This is a genomic window from Bradyrhizobium sp. USDA 4486 (assembly GCF_054057995.1).
The window spans coordinates 2,343,532-2,358,302 of record NZ_JBSRZV010000001.1; the positions used below are offsets into that span (position 1 = coordinate 2,343,532).

At 64.9% G+C, this 14,771-nt stretch carries 19 protein-coding genes; 9 read left to right on the forward strand and 10 right to left on the reverse strand.

The window, feature by feature from the left end:
- Positions 1-44: 44 nt before the first annotated feature.
- Positions 45-1,325 carry a hypothetical protein gene (locus tag ACVWY3_RS11445; protein ID WP_456838529.1) on the reverse strand — a complete coding sequence of 427 codons (1,281 nt, stop codon included), beginning with the start codon at positions 1,323-1,325 and terminating at the stop codon, positions 45-47.
- 136 nt (positions 1,326-1,461) lie between these two features.
- On the opposite strand from ACVWY3_RS11445, the gene ACVWY3_RS11450 reads away from it, so the two are divergent.
- Positions 1,462-1,689 (forward strand): DUF2171 domain-containing protein, encoded by a 228-nt coding sequence (locus ACVWY3_RS11450; protein ID WP_456838530.1) that lies wholly within the window; start codon positions 1,462-1,464, stop codon positions 1,687-1,689.
- A 122-nt stretch (positions 1,690-1,811) separates the two neighbouring features.
- Here the strand turns inward: ACVWY3_RS11450 and ACVWY3_RS11455 are convergent, their stop codons facing one another.
- The 6 genes from ACVWY3_RS11455 to ACVWY3_RS11480 form a co-directional block, all read right to left on the reverse strand.
- A complete protein-coding gene (locus ACVWY3_RS11455) occupies positions 1,812-2,030 on the reverse strand; it encodes a hypothetical protein (RefSeq protein ID WP_456838531.1) in 219 nt (72 codons plus the stop codon).
- Positions 2,031-2,301: 271 nt separating this feature from the next.
- Positions 2,302-2,451 (reverse strand): hypothetical protein, encoded by a 150-nt coding sequence (locus ACVWY3_RS11460; RefSeq protein ID WP_456838532.1) that lies wholly within the window; start codon positions 2,449-2,451, stop codon positions 2,302-2,304.
- A 321-nt stretch (positions 2,452-2,772) separates the two neighbouring features.
- Complete coding sequence (locus ACVWY3_RS11465; protein WP_456838533.1) at positions 2,773-2,949, reverse strand: hypothetical protein; 177 nt, start codon at positions 2,947-2,949, stop codon at positions 2,773-2,775.
- A gap of 196 nt (positions 2,950-3,145) precedes the next feature.
- Positions 3,146-3,904, reverse strand: coding sequence for a hypothetical protein (locus ACVWY3_RS11470; protein WP_456838534.1), 759 nt, complete (start codon positions 3,902-3,904; stop codon positions 3,146-3,148).
- A gap of 171 nt (positions 3,905-4,075) precedes the next feature.
- Positions 4,076-4,288, reverse strand: coding sequence for a hypothetical protein (locus ACVWY3_RS11475; protein WP_456838535.1), 213 nt, complete (start codon positions 4,286-4,288; stop codon positions 4,076-4,078).
- Positions 4,289-4,366: 78 nt separating this feature from the next.
- Positions 4,367-4,594, reverse strand: coding sequence for a hypothetical protein (locus ACVWY3_RS11480; protein WP_456838536.1), 228 nt, complete (start codon positions 4,592-4,594; stop codon positions 4,367-4,369).
- A 267-nt stretch (positions 4,595-4,861) separates the two neighbouring features.
- Here ACVWY3_RS11480 and ACVWY3_RS11485 point away from each other — a divergent pair, with 267 nt between their 5' ends.
- The gene (locus ACVWY3_RS11485) at positions 4,862-5,209 is read left to right on the forward strand and encodes a DUF6481 family protein (protein WP_456838537.1); all 348 of its coding nucleotides are present in this window, start codon (positions 4,862-4,864) and stop codon (positions 5,207-5,209) included.
- A gap of 125 nt (positions 5,210-5,334) precedes the next feature.
- Here ACVWY3_RS11485 and ACVWY3_RS11490 read toward each other — a convergent pair whose 3' ends face one another.
- Positions 5,335-5,577, reverse strand: coding sequence for a pentapeptide MXKDX repeat protein (locus ACVWY3_RS11490; RefSeq protein ID WP_456838538.1), 243 nt, complete (start codon positions 5,575-5,577; stop codon positions 5,335-5,337).
- 340 nt (positions 5,578-5,917) lie between these two features.
- On the opposite strand from ACVWY3_RS11490, the gene ACVWY3_RS11495 reads away from it, so the two are divergent.
- From ACVWY3_RS11495 to ACVWY3_RS11505, 3 genes are read left to right on the forward strand one after another with little or no spacing between them, the layout of a single operon-like run.
- A complete protein-coding gene (locus ACVWY3_RS11495) occupies positions 5,918-6,940 on the forward strand; it encodes a TRAP transporter substrate-binding protein (protein WP_456838539.1) in 1,023 nt (340 codons plus the stop codon).
- Positions 6,937-7,491 carry a TRAP transporter small permease gene (locus tag ACVWY3_RS11500; RefSeq protein ID WP_456838540.1) on the forward strand — a complete coding sequence of 185 codons (555 nt, stop codon included), beginning with the start codon at positions 6,937-6,939 and terminating at the stop codon, positions 7,489-7,491. Before ACVWY3_RS11495 ends, ACVWY3_RS11500 begins: the two co-directional genes overlap by 4 nt.
- Positions 7,488-8,846, forward strand: a complete 1,359-nt coding sequence (locus tag ACVWY3_RS11505; protein WP_456838541.1) for a TRAP transporter large permease — start codon at positions 7,488-7,490, stop codon at positions 8,844-8,846. Before ACVWY3_RS11500 ends, ACVWY3_RS11505 begins: the two co-directional genes overlap by 4 nt.
- A gap of 103 nt (positions 8,847-8,949) precedes the next feature.
- Here the strand turns inward: ACVWY3_RS11505 and ACVWY3_RS11510 are convergent, their stop codons facing one another.
- On the reverse strand, positions 8,950-9,633 hold the full coding sequence (locus ACVWY3_RS11510) for a GntR family transcriptional regulator (protein ID WP_456838542.1): 684 nt from the start codon (positions 9,631-9,633) through the stop codon (positions 8,950-8,952).
- 195 nt (positions 9,634-9,828) lie between these two features.
- Here ACVWY3_RS11510 and ACVWY3_RS11515 point away from each other — a divergent pair, with 195 nt between their 5' ends.
- From ACVWY3_RS11515 to ACVWY3_RS11530, 4 genes are all read left to right on the forward strand, one after another.
- The gene (locus tag ACVWY3_RS11515) at positions 9,829-10,452 is read left to right on the forward strand and encodes a TRAP transporter small permease (protein WP_456838543.1); all 624 of its coding nucleotides are present in this window, start codon (positions 9,829-9,831) and stop codon (positions 10,450-10,452) included.
- The gene (locus tag ACVWY3_RS11520) at positions 10,452-11,717 is read left to right on the forward strand and encodes a TRAP transporter large permease (RefSeq protein WP_456838544.1); all 1,266 of its coding nucleotides are present in this window, start codon (positions 10,452-10,454) and stop codon (positions 11,715-11,717) included. The genes ACVWY3_RS11515 and ACVWY3_RS11520 overlap by 1 nt, the downstream gene beginning before the upstream one ends.
- Before the next feature lie 24 nt (positions 11,718-11,741).
- Entirely contained in the window at positions 11,742-12,725 is a 984-nt protein-coding gene (locus tag ACVWY3_RS11525) for a TRAP transporter substrate-binding protein (protein ID WP_456838545.1), read from the forward strand.
- Between the two features lie 85 nt (positions 12,726-12,810).
- Positions 12,811-13,737 carry a dihydrodipicolinate synthase family protein gene (locus ACVWY3_RS11530; protein WP_456838546.1) on the forward strand — a complete coding sequence of 309 codons (927 nt, stop codon included), beginning with the start codon at positions 12,811-12,813 and terminating at the stop codon, positions 13,735-13,737.
- A gap of 122 nt (positions 13,738-13,859) precedes the next feature.
- On the opposite strand, the gene ACVWY3_RS11535 is transcribed toward ACVWY3_RS11530, so the two are convergent.
- Entirely contained in the window at positions 13,860-14,771 is a 912-nt protein-coding gene (locus ACVWY3_RS11535; RefSeq protein WP_456838547.1) for a hydroxymethylglutaryl-CoA lyase, read from the reverse strand.

Here is a 14,771-nt window from a genome sequence, read left to right on the forward strand (position 1 = left end):
CGAATCGCTCCCTGAAATCATTGTGAAAGGGAAGCGAGGATCGGTCACACCTCGCCAAGCTCCGCCTGATGTGCCCTCCACCACGCCGCAATCGCCGCCGGCAGCTCATTCCACGGCTCGGTCGGCAAATCAGGTACCGCCACCCGCACGCTGTACTCATCTGTGGTCGCGTCGTGAAACCACTCGGTCGCGGCGAAATCAAAACCGAAGCTGCCGGCGTGACGGATGGGAAAACCGGCCCGGCTGAGATCACGGCTCATAGCCTCGGCGGCTTGCCGCGCGCCGGCCTCGTCGAGGGTACGCCTGGGGCGGAGGGTGACATAGAGCCCGTGGCTGAAGTGGAGCTCGGCCGAGAGCGAGGCGAGCTCGCGCGCGAAATGCCGGGCCGCATGACGACCGTTGCGCAGGATGGCTGCAATGCGTCGGTTCGTCAGGCCCCAATAGGCCGAGCTGCCCACAAACGGGGGAAAATGCGCCGGCAGCGCCGCCCCGCCGAGAAGCCGCACGGCATCGCGCATCTCCGCCGCAAGGCGTTCGGCCAACGAACGTTCAGCGCCCTCCTCGCACCAGCGAACGAACACCGCGGAGCCGAGCCGTCCGTATTCCACGCCGAGCGAATCCAGCTTGGTATGGCTTCGCACCATCACGACCGGGATTTGATATCGCCGCGCCCAACGCAGGACACGCCGGATCCGGCCGGACCGGCCGGCAAAACACGTCGTGTCAAAGATCAGGAGATCGAGCGCCGAACCGTCGCAGCCCAGCACCGCTTCGAACGCGCCGGCGGCGATGCAGGAATCGAGCAGGAGAATTCCCGGCGAGCCGGCCGGTACAGGCACGGCCGCCACCGGCGTCTTCATGGTGACGAGCCGCAAATGCGGGACAAAGCGCTCGATCAGCTCCAGCGTCTCACCGTAAGAGCCCGGCAGCACCACGATGTCGCCTCTGCTGACGAGCCTTGCCGATGCGAGCAGCAGCGCCGAGATCGCAGCCATGCCGGACGCGGTGTAGACGGCCTCGCTGGTGCAGCCGTGAGCGTCTTCATAGAACGAGGGTCCGCTCACCTTCAGATCCGCGCGCTGGTAGTCGTAGCTGAATGCGAACGGGCCGCTGGTCGGACGCGCGGTCGCCGACCAGGATGTCTCGGTCGCCTTCCAGTCCGCCAGCTCGTGCTCGGCGCGTAGTGCGGCGGTCAGCTGGAATTTCGCCGCGATGACCTCGTCCACCGAGCGCGGACAGCGCACGTTCCGCGGGCTTCTCAGGCAGCCGTTCAGGAGCCTGATCTCCTCGTGCTTCCGCTCCAGATAGGCCTCGATGGACTCCATGCGACGCTTGATACGATCCCTGATACGAGACTTCGAACTTGGATCATATCCAACGTCCGGCGCGGACCTGAGGTCCAACGCGTCGCCCTTGCAACGAAGCCGCATCTGCGTCGTTGAGATGTGCAAGGAGGACATCATGAGCCAGATCAGAGAACACATGAAGATTATCGGCAAGGACGGCGCGCATGTCGGCACTGTCGACCGTGTCGAGAACAACCGGATCAAACTGACGAAGAAAGACAGCCCTGCGGGTCACAAGGACCACCATCACTACATCGACATGAAATATGTCGGCGCCGTCGAGGGTGACGTCGTCAAGCTGTCGGTCAATGCCGACGCGGTCCCGAAGACGGAAGCCGCATGACGGCAAGCCCCTTCGGGGGCGCCCAGTCTGTTCACGGTCCGACTCCGCTTCGTTCGCAAAGCACGAATCGCGATTGCGAAAATCAGCTCGTCGCAGGTCTTAACACCGCCTTGCCGCGATCCTCATGCGGACCCGCTCACCAGCACGGGCCGCAACCGGTAAGCATCGATCGCGGCGTTGGACAGCCGCAGTCTGCGCCGCTCGCCCCGCAGCATCATGCGGTCGATCTTGTTCAGGATGAAGCGGGCAGAGTCCTTGTGCTCGCCGGTGAGCTGGCCCGACTGGTCGAGATATCTCCAGGCGATCTCGAAGCACTGTGCACGCAATTGAAGATCGGTCATGGCCGCTCAACGTCGGCGCGGAACGAATGGTTCCTAGGCCAGCCAAGCGGGGGCCGCTTGCAGCCGACGCACCAGCGACGCGCCTATTGGTCAGGGGATCACGGAACGAGATCGCGACCACAGCGTTGAATGCAACGAAATCGAGTGGTGCCGACCCGCCAACCCCGGTCGGCTTTGAAGGACCTCGTGCTTGCCCCCCGAGCACGAGGTTTTTCTCATGAACGGCCGCTGTGGTCTGCCGCGTCGACCGCAGTCGTGCGGCCAAATGCGATCATTTCGCCTCTTCTTCGCGCCGCTCGCGGGCGAGCTGGTGCCAGGCCAAGGCGAGCTGGATCAGGCGTTGCCGGTCGTCGCCTTCGGAGGCGGCGGCCCGCTTTATCGCGGCCTCGGCTTCGTGCTGTGGATCGTACTTGGTGCACATGCGTCCCCACCCTAGCGGACCGATCTGGACAAGCGGATGGCAATTTCGTCCGTATCATTGCGGGTTGACGCTGGCGTCGCTCGGACTTGCTCCACGGTCGCTCCGACCCTTAGGGCGATGACGAAACCGTGAGTCCCGGCATCATTGGCACCCATCTGTGAATTGCGTCACAGCCCGCATCCGGCATCTCCGCTAAACACCGCATCGACGCTTTCAAAAGCTTAATGAGGGCACGGGTGTGTTTCCCGTCATGACACAAGAAACCGCATCCGAACCTAACGTCCCCGCGCCGGGACAACGCTCCGACCTACTCGGCGTCGCCTATCTCGCGGCCATCGGCATCGTCATGCTGGCCTGGATCTGCGGCCTGGTCTGGGCCGCTATGGCGTTCTTCAGCTGGCTGGTGTCTTGATCGAGCGCGGATGACGCGCTCCAGAGCATGAAGCCGCACACGATCATGGCCCACAGCGCCAGGCTGATCTGGATTGCATCCAGCATGTCCAAATTCCCCAGCGAATCATGTCCCGACATTTTTTCTTTTGGGAATGAGCGAAGCGGCGACGCGCGCCAGTGATAATTAGAGGTAGTTGTTGTGCACCGCCGCGCAGGCGGCGGCAGGCGCAGCGCGATCATTCCCCAAACAAAAGAGGCGGGTCTTAGGCCCGCCTCTTCGGTTCAAAGCCCGCCCGGACCGTCAGTAGCAGGCGCGAGGATCAGCCTGCACGTACTGGCCGTTCGGATAGCGGTAGTAGCAATTGCCCTGGGCCAGATAGTAGCCCGGGCGCGAGGCCGCCGTGGCACCGGCGATTGCGCCGGTGGCGCCGCCGATCACAGCTCCCGCCGCCGCACCGGAGGCATTGCCCGAGATCAGGCCGCCGAGTAGGCCGCCGACGATGGCGCCGCCGAGCGCGCTTGCGCCGGGATCAGCCGGCGCCGGAGGCGGAGGTTCATAGGCGACCGGCGGCGGGGCATAGGCCACCGGCACGTCGTCGTAATATTCCTCGGAGATGTAGGCGGGCGGGCCAGCCATCCGCTGCGGATAATAATACCAGACGCCGCCGACATCCCACCACCAGCCGGAGCGGCCGTTGTGGACCTCGTGGCGCCAGCGCCCGCCCTCCCAGGCGAGATTGCCGCGATAGGCGTGTCCGCCCCAGTCGCGCGCCGGTGCAGGCCCGCGGGCGTAATTGCGGCTAGGCGGCGGGCCGCCGGCATTGTGCGGGCCCGCGCCTGGGCTGCCCGCGTGAGGCGGGCCGCCAGGCTGTCCGGGGGGCCGGGCGGCCTGCTGCGGCGGCGGCCCCTTGCGCATGTTCTGGGGCGGCGCACCCGCGCCGGGCGCCGGCTGGGCCTGCGGTCTCGGCGGTGATGCGTCCTGGGCCTGCGCTGAAAGCGCGACAAGGGAGATGGCCGAAACCACGGGAATGATGATCTTCATGCGGCTGGACGCACTCATGCCTGCTGGCCCCCTACTCTCTCGATCGCCGTGGTCCCTGGCGATAGACGATTCGCCTCCCGCCCGGGTGATGCCGGCTGACATAACTGATCTGCTTTGATCGGCTAAGTCCCGTTACAAACGTTTAAGATCACGGCAATTTTTGGCCTTGAGGATCGTAGCGGACCGCATCTAGCGGGCCGGCTCGATCACATTGCAATTGGTCCGCCCCGACATCAGGCAGTCCTGCATCTTGCTGGCGGCGGTGAGATCGCGTGCCAGCCACCAGCCGACACCGAGGATCAAGAGCGCGATGATCAGCCCGGCGATCGCGCCGCGGCGGTTATCGCCGGATTGAGGTTTTGGCTGGGATTCGGGCTTGTCACCCGGTTCGGGCTTGGACATGGCTGACTGATCGGACGGGGCGGGCCGGCTTTATCACCTCTGCGGCGTGGCGTCACATCCGGAGCGTTTCAAACCTATTCAGCCTCGGGTCGGCCGGATCGCATCCTTGCGTGAGGTTTCGACCGCCGGGGGTGTCCGTGGTGCGCAGGTCGTCAGCACGAAGGCAGTCTGGCTGCACTCCCAGCCGCCGCCCAGAACGGCGTTGTTGATCGGTTGCGGGCGGGCGAGTAGGACCACGGCGCCGGTCGCGGCGGCCAATGCGAGGACAGTTACGAGCGCCCGCAGGCTCAACCGGAAGATCGTCATGCCCGTGCTCCGTCTCGTATTGGGGCGGACGCTAGGCGCCGCTCCGCGCGTGCCCCTATGAGGGACATCACAATTCGGCAGTTTTTCCGGGCTACGAGAGATCGTCGGGGCTGGCGATTTTTCGTTGACCTGATCGGCTGCGATTATGGGTGGCTTCGCGACGCGCGCCGATGTACACGCTTCTGCGTCGCGTGGCGCCTGCTATGCCCAGCCGACGTACCAACCGCAGTGATGTAGGATTGAAAGCGAGGAAGACAAGGCTCGTCGATGAGTGGATTCAGGGAACCCGGCTTCGCGGACCGGCAAAAGGCGGCACAGGAAGCCCGCAAAAATCTTTTGAACAAATTCAAGTCGCAGCCGGGCCCCGACGATCCGGCGGTAGCCGCGCGTCGCGCCGAGCGCGAAGCGCTCGCGGCCAAGCGCGCCGAGGCCAAGGCTGCGCGCGAGGCGGAAAAGGCCGAGCAGAAGCGCCTCGAGGAAGAAGCCAAGGCCGCTGAAGCCGCACGGCTCGCCCGCGAAGCCGAAGAGGCGATCGCGCGGCAAGCTGCGCTCGAGGCCGAGCAGAAGGCCAAGCGCGACGCGCGCTACGCCGCCCGCAAGGCCAAGCGCAAGTGACGTTCACAAGTCACGTCCAATTGAAGTCGGGCTGAGACGTGATTTCGGGGCGGTCCAAATGACCGCCCCCGGATTTCCGAAGCGCGCGACCGCCTCTTGCATGCGCCCGCGGCGGCGGCGGGCGATCAGTTCTTCTTCATCATCCCGTCGTCTTTCTTCATCCCGTCCTTGGACATGTGGTCCTTCTTCATGCCTTCGTCCTTGGACATGGTGTCCTTCTTCATGCCGTCCTTGGACATCGTGTCCTTCTTCATCATGCCGTCTTCGTTGCCCATCTTGTCTTGGGCAAAGGCGGCCGGCGACAGCGCAAGGCCGAGCGAGAGAGCGGCTGCCGAGATGCCGAGCGCGATGCGGGTGCGAATGGTCATGGGTCATCTTCCTTCGAGTTGATGTTGGCGACGGATGCCGCTACCTCATGCTCGACGGATCAGGGGCCGCACCTGTTACGTGCGGCGGCATTTTTTTCGCCACTACCAAACCTGACGGCGGGACCACCGGTTCGACACAATTTTGCCCGTGACCCCCGCTAGTGCGCGCCGGCGACCGAAGGATGAGTGTGCGGCGCAGCAATGCCCGCGACCTGCCGCCGCATTCGGTCTCGAACTATCAGACTAGAGAATATCGGGTGGAAGACCGGCTAGGATGGGCCTTAAGCCGGCCTCTTAAGACCCGATCACGTCAAGCAAGAACCGTCCAAGGGATAGATCCATGTACACGCGTCGTCACCTGCTTGCGACTGCCGCCGCAGCACCCGCCATTCTCCGCTTCGGCACTGGTACCGCGCATGCCGCGACCACGCTGAAGATCTCGCACCAATTCCCGGGCGGCACCGTCGATAAGGGCGATTTCCGCGACCGGCTCTGCCGCATGTTCGCCGCCGAGGTCAGCAAACGCAGCAACGGCGACATCGCTGCCGAGATCTATCCGAACTCCTCGCTGATCAAGACCAACGCGCAGTTCTCCGCGATGCGCAAGGGCGCGCTCGACATCAGCCTCTATCCGATGCCCTATGCCGGCGGCGAGCTGCCGGAGACCAATATCGGCCTGATGCCCGGCCTCGTGACCACCTATGACCAGGGCATGCGCTGGAAGAAGGAGCCGGTCGGCAAGGCGCTGACCGACTTCCTCGCCGACAAGGGCATCATCCTGCTCACCTGGGTATGGCAGGCGGGCGGCCTCGCCAGCCGCTCCAAGCCGATCGTCGCGCCTGAAGACGCCAAGGGCATGAAGGTGCGCGGCGGCTCCCGCGAGATGGACATGGTGCTCCAGACCGCCGGCGCCTCGGTGCTGTCGGTGCCTTCGAACGAAATCTACGCGGCGATGCAGACCGGCGCGTGCGACGCCGCTCTCACCTCCTCCACCAGCCTGATCTCGTTCCGACTCGAAGAGGTCGCGAAGTCGCTGACCTCGGGCGCCGGTGCCTCCTATTGGTTCATGCTCGAGCCGCTGATGATGTCGAAGACGATCTTCGACAAGCTGCCGAAGAATCAGCAGGACGTCCTGCTCGCGGTCGGCGCCGAACTCGAGGCCTTCGGCCGCAAGGGCGCGCAGGACGACGACGTCGAGGTCGCCAAGGTCTACGAGAAAGCCGGCGCCAAGGTCAGCGCGCTCGATGCCGCGACCGTCGGCAAGTGGCGCGACATCGCCCGCGACACCGCCTGGAAGGACTATGGCGCCAAGACCGCAACCTCGGCGAAGCTGCTCAAGCTCGCCACCGATGTCTCGGCATGAGCCACGGTCCGCTTCCGGATCGTGACGACCAGGCGAGCGCTGCCGCAGGGACTGGCCTTGCGGCGGCGGTCGATCGCGGTCTCGCCGTCCTCAACCGCATCATCGTCGTGTTCGCAGCGATCGCGCTGGTCGCGGCCTGTGCCATCCTGAGCTACAGCGTGCTCAGCCGCGCCTTGTTCAAGGCCGCCAATTACTGGCAGGACGAAGCCGCGGTGTTCCTCCTGGTCGGCGCGACCTTCATGACGGCCGCCTATGTGCAGCAGCATCGCGGCCATATCGGCATCGAGGCCTTCGTCGGCCTGCTGTCGCCGCTGGCGAACAGAATTCGACTCTGGCTCGTCGATGTCGCGACGTTCCTGTTCTGCAGTTTCTTCACCTGGAAATCCTGGACGCTGGCCCATGAAGCCTATGTCGACGGCCAAGTCTCGAACTCGATGTGGTCGCCGCCGCTCGCTATTCCCTATTCGCTGATGGCGCTCGGCATGAGCCTGCTCTGCGTCCAGATCCTCGTGCAGCTTGCGCTGCCTTTCGCGGGAGCGAGGCGTTCATGAGCGTATTCGGCATCGGCGTTGCGTACGGGATAGCAACGCTGCTCGTGATGTTTTCAGGCATGCCCATCGCGTTCGCCCTCGGCGCCGTCGCGGTCGTGTTCATGGGCATCTACATGCCCGCCGCCTCTCTCGATACGGTGACGCAGAACGTCTACGAGGAAATGGCCTCGATCACGCTCTTGTCGATCCCGCTGTTCATCCTGAAGGGCGCGGCGATCGGCAAGTCGCGCGCCGGCCAGGATCTCTATTCGGCCCTGCACGCCTGGCTGCATCGCGTGCCCGGCGGCTTGGGTGTCGCCAACGTGTTCGCCTGCGCGCTGTTCGCGGCGATGGCGGGCTCCTCGCCGGCCACCTGTTCGGCGATCGGCTCGGCCGGCATCCCCGAGATGCGCAAGCGCGGCTATTCCGGCGGCTTTGCCGCCGGCATCATCGCAGCCGGCGGCACGCTCGGCATCCTGCTGCCGCCCTCGATCACCATGATCCTGTTCGCGGTCGCAGCCGAGAAGTCGCTCGGGCGGCTGTTCCTCGCCGGCATCGGCCCAGGTCTGCTGCTGGTCTCGCTGTTCGGCGCCTATGCCGTGATCCGCTTCCGCCAGGAATATGCCGCGGCCGCGGCGATCTACGAGAAAGGCGGACCGGAAGCTCCGATCCTGCAGCGCGACGAGTACACGCTCGCCGAACGCTTCAGCGTGCTGCCGCGCGTGATCCCGTTCGTGCTGCTGCTGACCGGCGTCATGATCGCGCTCTATGGCGGCTTCGCGACGCCTTCGGAAACGGCAGGCCTCGGCGGCCTGCTGGCGCTGGCGCTGATCGCCGCGATCTACAGCGTGTGGCGGCCGGGCGACCTTGCCCCGATCATGAGATCGACGATCCGGGAATCGACCATGCTGATGATGATCATCGGCATGTCGCTGCTCTATTCCTACGTGATGAGCTATCTTCACATCTCGCAGTCGGCCGCCGAATCGATCGTCGCGATGCACCTGCCGCGCTGGGAGCTGTTGTTCGCGATCCTCGTCATGGTCGTCGTGCTCGGCTTCTTCCTGCCGCCAGTCTCGATCATCCTGATGACCGCGCCGATCATCCTGCCGCCGCTCCGCGCTGCGAACTTCGACATCATCTGGTTCGGCGTCGTCATGACCATCGTGATGGAGATGGGACTGATCCATCCGCCGGTCGGGCTCAACATCTTCGTCATCCGCAACGTCGCGCCCGATATCCCCTTGAGCGAGGTGATCTGGGGCACCCTGCCGTTCGTGCTGTTGATGATGCTCGCGGTGCTGCTGCTGTGCTTCGTGCCGGAGATCTCAACCTGGCTGCCGGACTTGGTGATGGGCCCGGACGGGAGCAGGTAGCGGCATAGAAGCTGCCGTGGGGTGGGCAAAGCGGAGCGTGCCCACCACCTGTCGGCGGTCTCGGAGAGATGGTGGGCACGGCGCTAACACGCCCTTGCCCACCCTACGATCTTTCCTTCCGCCGCCCCTTCGGCGCGTTCGCCACGACCTGCAACAAATCCTTGCGCACGGCCTCGATGTGCCGCTCGAGGAAGCGGCACGCCTCCTCGACCTTTTCGGCGCGGCACAGCGCGATCAGATGGGCGTGCTCCTTTTCTGCTGTGCCCATCGCCTTGGTGTTGGAGAGCTGCAGCCGCGTGTAGCGGTCGCTGGTCTGGAGCAGCGACAGCACGATTGCGCGGGTGCGCGGCTGCGGAGCTCGAACGTAGAGCGCCATGTGGAAGTCGGCGTTGAGCTGCCCCCATTCGCTGACATTGCGCGCCTTGATCGCCTTCTCGAATTGCTTGTGGATGTCGTCGAGGCCCTCGAAATCCTCCGCGCTGAAGCGCGGCGCCGACTGCGCCAGCAACCGCGGCTCCAGGATGCAGCGCAGATCGAACACGTCGTTGATCTCGTCCAGTGACAGCTCCGAGACGATCGCGCCCTTCTGCGGCACGATGCGCACCAGCCCTTCCGCCTCGAGCTGAAACAGTGCCTCCCGCACGGGTATGCGGCTGACGCCATAGGCCTCGCCAAGCGCATCCTGCCGCAGCTGCGATCCGGCCGGATAGGTGCCGTCGAGGATTGCCTGCCTGAGCTGGTCGACGATCGCAGCCGACAGGGTGCGATGCTTCAGAGGCTGTTTCATCTGACCTTCCGTCTTTCCCGACTCATCGGCGCGACGCGGTCCCTCTCTTGCATGTTGAGGCACTCAGCAAAAGCCGGTGCCCAGCAAAAGCGCGCCCTGCCGCCGAATTGACCGCAATCTCCGTTTGACACCAGAATTGTATAAATTATACATCTGGCAATCGCACGACAAATCTTTTTAGGGGTTGGGGCCTCCATGATCGAGCAGACGATGCCGGCCACGCGCGCGCTCAGCGTCCAACGTACGATCGTCCGGATGTCGAGCGCCCTGCTCGCCTTCGAGCGTCTCGCGCTGATGGGCCTGATGTACCTGCTGACCGGTCTGATCCTGGTCAACGTCGTCACCCGCTACGCGCGTTTCCCGATCTACTGGATCGACGAATCCGCGGTCTATTGCGTGGTCTGGCTGACCTTCATCGGCGCCTCCGCGATGACGCGGCTGCGGCTAGACTTCGCCGTGACGATGCTGACGGAGCGGCTTTCGCCGCAGCACCAGAAGATCGCCAAGGTGATCTCGACCGGCCTCGTCGTCGTGTTCGGCATCGCCTTGACCATCACCTGCGTGCTCTGGATGGACCCGGTCGGGCTCGCGCGCGCCGGATTCGACGGGCGCAAGCTCGCTGCCGAAACCTTCAACTTCCTCTACACCGAGCACACCCAGACGCTGAACTGGCCGACCTGGGTGCTCTATCTGACGCTGCCGGTCTTCGCGGTCTCGATGACCGTGCACGGCCTCGCCAACCTTCTGGAAGACCTGGAACTGGTGCCGCGCACGCCGCCGAAAGGCTTCCAGCTCTCCGAGCTCGACGGGGTCAACTGATGGTCACGTCCGCCGCCTTCGTCGCCTTCATGCTTGTCGGCGTGCCGATCGGGCTCTGCCTGTGCCTGGCCGGCCTCGTCTATATCGCGGCGTCAGGCAATCCCGTGCTGTTTCAGTCCTATCCGCTCCAGCTGTTCGGCGGTGTCGACAGCTACGGCCTGATCGCGATCCCGCTCTTCATCCTGATCGGCGAGATCATGAACGGCGGCGGCATCACGCGGCGCATCGTCGACATGGCGATGGCGTTCGTCGGCTCGCTCAAGGGCGGGCTCGCCTACGTCAACATCCTCGCCAACATGTTCATCTCCTCCATCCTGGGATCGGCGACCGCGCAGGTGGCGATCATGGCCCAGATCATGGTGCCGGAGATGGAGAAGAAGGGCTACGACAAGACCTTTGCGGCGGGTCTCACCGCCTATGGCGGCATGCTCGGCCCGATCATTCCGCCCTCGGTGATGTTCGTCGTCTACAGCGTGCTGGCGCAGGTCTCCGTCAGCGACATGCTGATCGCCGGCATCGTGCCGGGCGTCATCCTCACCGTGATGTTCTGCATCGTCATCGCGCTGATGGGATACATGTACAACTATCCCCGCGCCGACTATCAGACGCCGCGCCAGCGCCTGATGACGATCCTGCGGACCTCGCCGACGCTGCTGATCCCGATCGTCATCGTCGGCACGATCCTGAGCGGTCTCGCCAACGCCACGGAATCCGCAGCCGTCGGCGCCGTCGCCGCGGCGCTCGTCGGCAAATACTGGACGAAGGAGTTCGAGTTCTCGCAGCTGCCGCAGATGATGCTGCGCAGTGGCATCTATTCGGCGATCGTGCTGTTTCTGGTCGCTGCCGCTGCCGTGTTCTCCTGGGTCCTGATCTTCGGCAAGGTGCCGCAGGAAACCGCCGGCTGGATCCAGTCGGCCGCCAAGGATCCGATCAGCTTCATGCTGATCTGCAACGTCATCCTGCTGATCATCGGCACCGTGATCGACGGCATTCCCGGCCTGATCATGACGGTGCCGATCCTGCTGCCGGTCGCAACCGACGTCTATCACATCGATCCCCGGCAGTTCGGCGTCGTCGTGGTGATCAACCTCGTTCTCGGCCTTTTGTCGCCGCCCGTCGGGCTCTGCTTCTTCGTCGCGGCCGCCGTCACGGGCGCCAAGCCCGGCAAGATGTTCATGGTGACGCTGCCGTTCTTCGTCATCTCCTGCGTCCTCCTCGTGCTGCTCTCGCTCTATCCCTCGCTCTCGCTGATCCTCGTCAAATAGGCCCGTTCAAAAGGAAGCCCGACCATGCCGCTTTCACGCCGCCGCTTTCTCGCCGCCAGCGCCGCCGCATCGGTGTTCGCGCCCTCGCTGGCGCTCGCCCAGGCCAAGGAATTCCGCCTCGGCCTGATCACGCCCAACGGCCATTCTTGGAACAAGGCCGCGCTCAAGTTCGGCGATGAGCTGAAGGCCGCGACCAGCGGACGCCTGACCGTGACCGTGTTCCACTCCGGCCAGCTCGGCAATGAGCCCGCGATGATGCAGCAATTGCAGTCCGGCGCGCTCGACATGGGCTTCATCCAGGCCGCCGAGCTCGGCTCGCGCGTGCCGCACATCGCCGCGATCAACGCGCCCTACATCGTCCGCTCGACGCCGGCGGTGGCGAAATTCGTGCGGCACCCCGCGGCCGTCAAGCTGTTCGAGGTGCTGCCGCAGGAGACCGGCACGATCGGCCTCGGCTGGGGCATCACCGGCATGCGCGCGGTTTTCTCCTCCAAGGACCTGAATTCGCTCGCCGACATCAAGGGCATGAAGCTGCGCATCAACCCGACGCCGGTCTATCGCGACTTCTATTCCTCGCTCGGCGCAGCGCCGACGCCGATCCCCACCCCGCAGGTGTTCGACGCCATGGCCAACGGCCAGGTCGACGGCCTCGAGGCCGACCTCGAATTCTCCTGGAACCAGCGCTTCGACAAGGTGTCGAAAGTGATCCTGCAGATGAACGCCGTCTTCATGCCGATGGCGGCGGTCGTCTCCGGCCGGGTGTGGCAGTCGCTCTCCGCCGCCGACCGCGAGCTGATCACCAAGACGATCAAGACGACGCTGGACGCTCAGATCGACGAGCTCGCCGGCAACGAGCCGGCGCTGATCGAGAATTTCAAGAACGCGCCGATCCCGATCCGCCAGGTCCCCACCGGCGACACCGAGGCCGTCATCGCCGAGTTCGACAAGATCTGGCTGCCCAAGGCACCCGTGCTCGCCGAGCTGCGCAAGGTCGGCGCCACGCTCTGATCCCATCCGCCATCCTTTTCGCCACAGCCGGCGGTCCCAGCCCCCGCCGGCATTACACTTGTCAGAACTCACTTGGAGTGAACTCATGAGCCGCCGCGTATCCTGGGAAGGCGTCTTCCCGGCCGTCACCACGCAATTCCACGACGATCTCTCGCTCGATATCGATGCGACCGCCAAGGTGATGGACGGACTGATCCGCGACGGCGTCTCCGGCCTCATCGTCTGCGGCTCGGTCGGCGAGAACACCTCGCTCGAGCGCAAGGAGAAGGTCGCGATCATGGAAGCGGCGAAGTCGGTGGCGGCCGGCCGCGTGCCCGTGCTGTGCGGCATCGCCGAATTCACCACGGCGTTCGCGGTCGAGACCGCAAAGGAAGCCGCGCGCGTCGGCATCGACGGCGTGATGGTGATGCCGGCGCTGGTCTACTCGTCCAAGCCGCATGAGACCGCCGCGCATTTTCGCGCCGTCGCCAGCGCGACCGACCTGCCGGTGATGCTCTACAACAATCCGTCGATCTACAAGAACGACGTCACTCCCGAAATCCTCGCCTCGCTTGCCGACGTCGAGACCGTGGTCTGCTTCAAGGATTCCTCGGGTGACACGCGCCGTTTCATCGACACCAGGAACATGGTCGGCGACCGCTTCGTGCTGTTCGCAGGCCTTGACGACGTCATCGTCGAGAGCGTCGCCATGGGCGCCGTGGGCTGGGTCTCCGGCATGTCGAACGCCTTCCCGCGCGAGGGCGAGACGCTGTTCCGCCTCGCCAGGGCCGGCCGCTTGGCCGAGGCCATGCCGCTCTATGAATGGTTCATGCCGCTGCTGCACCTCGATGCCCGCCCGGACCTCGTCCAGTGCATCAAGCTGTGCGAGCACATCATGGGCCGCGGCACCGCACTGACCCGCCCACCGCGCCTCGCCCTGCTGCCGCAGGAGAGGGCCGAGGTGGAGGCCATGATGGTCAAGGCGCTCAAGAACCGGCCGCGCCTTCCGGATGTCGGGCTGAAGGCGGCCTGACGCGTCTCGTCGTCATTGCGAGTTTCGTAGGATGAGCAAAGCGCAAGCGCGCCCACCATCTGCCGATGATTGCGGAAACATGGTGGGCACGGCGATTCGCGCCTTTGCCCACCCTACGGCACCTATGAACTGGCCTGCTTCTTCTTCGCGTTCAGCGCGGACGCCACGCGGCTCGCGGGCGGCTTGCCGAGCACGCCGCTCATCGCATTCGTCGCCGCAAGCAGCTTCTCCATGTCGACACCGGTCCTGACGTCCATGCCCTCGAGCATGTAGACCACATCCTCCGTTGCGACATTGCCGGTCGCGCCGGGGGCATAGGGACAGCCGCCGAGGCCGCCGGCGGCGGCATCGATGACGCGGACGCCCTCCTCCAGGCCGGCATAGAGATTGGCCAGCGCCTGGCCATAGGTGTCGTGGAAATGCATCGCGAGTTTTGCGCGCGGGATGTTGGCGGCGACCGCGCGCAGCATCTCCTTGGCCTTGGCTGGCGTGCCGACACCGATGGTGTCGCCGAGCGAGATCTCGTAGCAGCCGAGATCCCACAGCGTCTTGGCGAGATCGGCCACCGCCTTCGGCTTGATCTCGCCGTCGAATGGACAGCCGAGCACGCAGGAGATATAGCCGCGCACGGGCACAGCATCGGCCTTGGCGCGTGCCAGCACCGGCCTGAAGCGCTCGATGGATTCGGCGACGGTGCAATTGATGTTGGCGCGGGAGAAGCCTTCGGAGGCCGCAGCGAACACGGAGACGACCTTGGCGCCGGCGGCGCGGGCGGCGTCATAGCCCTTTTCGTTCGGCACCAACACGTGGAACTCGGCGCCTTTGATGTGGGCAACACCCCGCAGCACGGCATCGGAGCTTGCCATCTGCGGGACCGCCTTGGGCGAGACGAAGGCACCGACCTCGACCGTATCGAGGCCGGCCGCAACCAGCGCCTCGATGAAGGCGATGCGCGCCTCGACGCTGACCGGCGTCTTCTCGTTCTGGAGGCCGTCGCGCGGCCCCATTTCGATGATGCGGACGGGATCGCTCAT

Excerpts from the sequence above, each read along its gene's own strand:
- ACVWY3_RS11445 (WP_456838529.1), bottom strand. The coding sequence starts at position 1,325 with ATGGAGTCCATCGAGGCCTATCTGGAGCGGAAGCACGAGGAGATCAGG.
- ACVWY3_RS11450 (WP_456838530.1), top strand. The coding sequence starts at position 1,462 with ATGAGCCAGATCAGAGAACACATGAAGATTATCGGCAAGGACGGCGCG.
- ACVWY3_RS11455 (WP_456838531.1), bottom strand. The coding sequence starts at position 2,030 with ATGACCGATCTTCAATTGCGTGCACAGTGCTTCGAGATCGCCTGGAGA.
- ACVWY3_RS11460 (WP_456838532.1), bottom strand. The coding sequence starts at position 2,451 with ATGTGCACCAAGTACGATCCACAGCACGAAGCCGAGGCCGCGATAAAG.
- ACVWY3_RS11465 (WP_456838533.1), bottom strand. The coding sequence starts at position 2,949 with ATGCTGGATGCAATCCAGATCAGCCTGGCGCTGTGGGCCATGATCGTG.
- ACVWY3_RS11470 (WP_456838534.1), bottom strand. The coding sequence starts at position 3,904 with ATGAGTGCGTCCAGCCGCATGAAGATCATCATTCCCGTGGTTTCGGCC.
- ACVWY3_RS11475 (WP_456838535.1), bottom strand. The coding sequence starts at position 4,288 with ATGTCCAAGCCCGAACCGGGTGACAAGCCCGAATCCCAGCCAAAACCT.
- ACVWY3_RS11480 (WP_456838536.1), bottom strand. The coding sequence starts at position 4,594 with ATGACGATCTTCCGGTTGAGCCTGCGGGCGCTCGTAACTGTCCTCGCA.
- ACVWY3_RS11485 (WP_456838537.1), top strand. The coding sequence starts at position 4,862 with ATGAGTGGATTCAGGGAACCCGGCTTCGCGGACCGGCAAAAGGCGGCA.
- ACVWY3_RS11490 (WP_456838538.1), bottom strand. The coding sequence starts at position 5,577 with ATGACCATTCGCACCCGCATCGCGCTCGGCATCTCGGCAGCCGCTCTC.
- ACVWY3_RS11495 (WP_456838539.1), top strand. The coding sequence starts at position 5,918 with ATGTACACGCGTCGTCACCTGCTTGCGACTGCCGCCGCAGCACCCGCC.
- ACVWY3_RS11500 (WP_456838540.1), top strand. The coding sequence starts at position 6,937 with ATGAGCCACGGTCCGCTTCCGGATCGTGACGACCAGGCGAGCGCTGCC.
- ACVWY3_RS11505 (WP_456838541.1), top strand. The coding sequence starts at position 7,488 with ATGAGCGTATTCGGCATCGGCGTTGCGTACGGGATAGCAACGCTGCTC.
- ACVWY3_RS11510 (WP_456838542.1), bottom strand. The coding sequence starts at position 9,633 with ATGAAACAGCCTCTGAAGCATCGCACCCTGTCGGCTGCGATCGTCGAC.
- ACVWY3_RS11515 (WP_456838543.1), top strand. The coding sequence starts at position 9,829 with ATGATCGAGCAGACGATGCCGGCCACGCGCGCGCTCAGCGTCCAACGT.
- ACVWY3_RS11520 (WP_456838544.1), top strand. The coding sequence starts at position 10,452 with ATGGTCACGTCCGCCGCCTTCGTCGCCTTCATGCTTGTCGGCGTGCCG.
- ACVWY3_RS11525 (WP_456838545.1), top strand. The coding sequence starts at position 11,742 with ATGCCGCTTTCACGCCGCCGCTTTCTCGCCGCCAGCGCCGCCGCATCG.
- ACVWY3_RS11530 (WP_456838546.1), top strand. The coding sequence starts at position 12,811 with ATGAGCCGCCGCGTATCCTGGGAAGGCGTCTTCCCGGCCGTCACCACG.
- ACVWY3_RS11535 (WP_456838547.1), bottom strand. The coding sequence starts at position 14,771 with ATGAGCGATCCCGTCCGCATCATCGAAATGGGGCCGCGCGACGGCCTC.